Origin of the sequence: Kitasatospora sp. NPDC007106 (assembly GCF_040634455.1) — a bacterium.
In the GTDB taxonomy this organism is placed as follows: domain Bacteria; phylum Actinomycetota; class Actinomycetes; order Streptomycetales; family Streptomycetaceae; genus Kitasatospora; species Kitasatospora arboriphila.
Window position 1 is genome coordinate 1 of record NZ_JBEYFP010001269.1, and the last position, 1,336, is coordinate 1,336.

Genomic DNA, 1,336 nt, shown 5'->3' on the forward strand with positions numbered 1-1,336 from the left:
CCGCGGACACCGAGCTCGGCCTGCACCGCCTGGAGGCCGGCGCGGCCGCCGCCAACCTCGCCTCGCAGCGGGTGCTGGAGAAGTGCGGCTTCGAACGGATCGGCACGGCCCGCGGCCTGCTCTTCCTCGACGGCGCCTGGCGCGACCACGTGCTGTTCCAGAAGCTCCTCCACGACCGCCCGCTGCCGACCGACTGAGGCCCAACGACTGAGGCCCAACGACTGAGGCGGCCGGTCGGAGGCCGGGCGGCGGCCGGTCAGCCCGCGTACGGGGACGGCAGCGCGAGGGTCGCGGCGACCGCCTCGGCGACGGCCCCGGCGTGGGTGAGCGGGACGGCGGCGGCGTCCGGGGCGGGCCGGACACCGCGGACGGCGAGCAGGTGGAGCACCCGCAGCGTCCGCATGGTGTTGGAGGCGTGCGCCGGGACGGGTCCGGGCCGGCCGGCGGCGAAGTCGGCGGCGACGGGGGCCAGCCAGTCGACGGACTGGCACCGGGTCAGTTCCGGGCGGGTCAGGGTGAGGGCGATCGCGAGGCCCAGCCGGTCGTCCTCCATGGCGTCGAAGAGGTGCTCGGTGGGGGCGAGCAGCCGGGCGCAGGCCAGGTCCAGCAGGTCGGCGGGCTCGGTGTGCGGGCTGCGGCCGAGGGCGCCGAGCAGGTCGGCGCCGTGCGCGACCGCGTGCAGCCAGCCGAGTTCGGGGTCGTGGCCGCGCAGGTCGGGTTCGGTGCGGTACCAGGTGTCGAAGGCGCGCTGCCAGGCCGGGTCGTGGTCGCCCAGGCGGACGAGCCGGGCGAGGACGAGCGGGGCGAAGGTGCGGGCCTGGATCTCCGGGTCGGTGAAGCGGTCCGCCATCTCGTCGCCGAGGCGGTGGCGTTCTGCGGCGGGCAGCCGCGGTATCCAGCGGTGCAGCAGGACGTAGGCCTGTTCGTCGCGGACCGCCGGGTCGGGTGAGCGCAGGTCGGCGCTGAGCGCGGCGACCAGCTCCGGTCCGGGCCGGAGGGTGTCGTCGTCGAGGAAGGGCCGCCACCTGGTCACCCGGCCGATGCTAGGGGAGGAGGGCGGGGCTCCGGACCCGCCGATCGGCGGGTCGCCCGATCCCCGCACCACCGACCGCCGCGCCCACTGCCCGTTCTGGGCCGAGCGGATGACGGTCCGTCGGCGGGCCGGTCGGCCGGGGTGTCCTGCGGGCGGTCGGCGGGTCGGCGGATATCGTCGAAAGCCCCTCAGACCCTCCGACCGGGAGTCGTGGTTGCCGGTGTGTGGGAGGCCATCGACGCGGCCTCCACCAAGCCCTTCGGCTACCTCCGGTTCACCCCGGGGCCGGGCGTCGGCGGCCAC

Annotated in this window: 2 protein-coding genes; one reads left to right on the forward strand and one right to left on the reverse strand. The window is 76.5% G+C overall.

The window, feature by feature from the left end; all coding sequences use genetic code 11:
• Nucleotides 1-197 (forward strand): GNAT family protein (locus ABZ641_RS37745; protein ID WP_359989132.1); only part of this gene is annotated, 197 nt, incomplete at its 5' end.
• 59 nt (nt 198-256) lie between these two features.
• Here ABZ641_RS37745 and ABZ641_RS37750 read toward each other — a convergent pair.
• A complete protein-coding gene (locus ABZ641_RS37750) occupies nt 257-1,033 on the reverse strand; it encodes a DUF2785 domain-containing protein (protein WP_344624762.1) in 777 nt (258 codons plus the stop codon).
• Nucleotides 1,034-1,336: the final 303 nt, after the last annotated feature.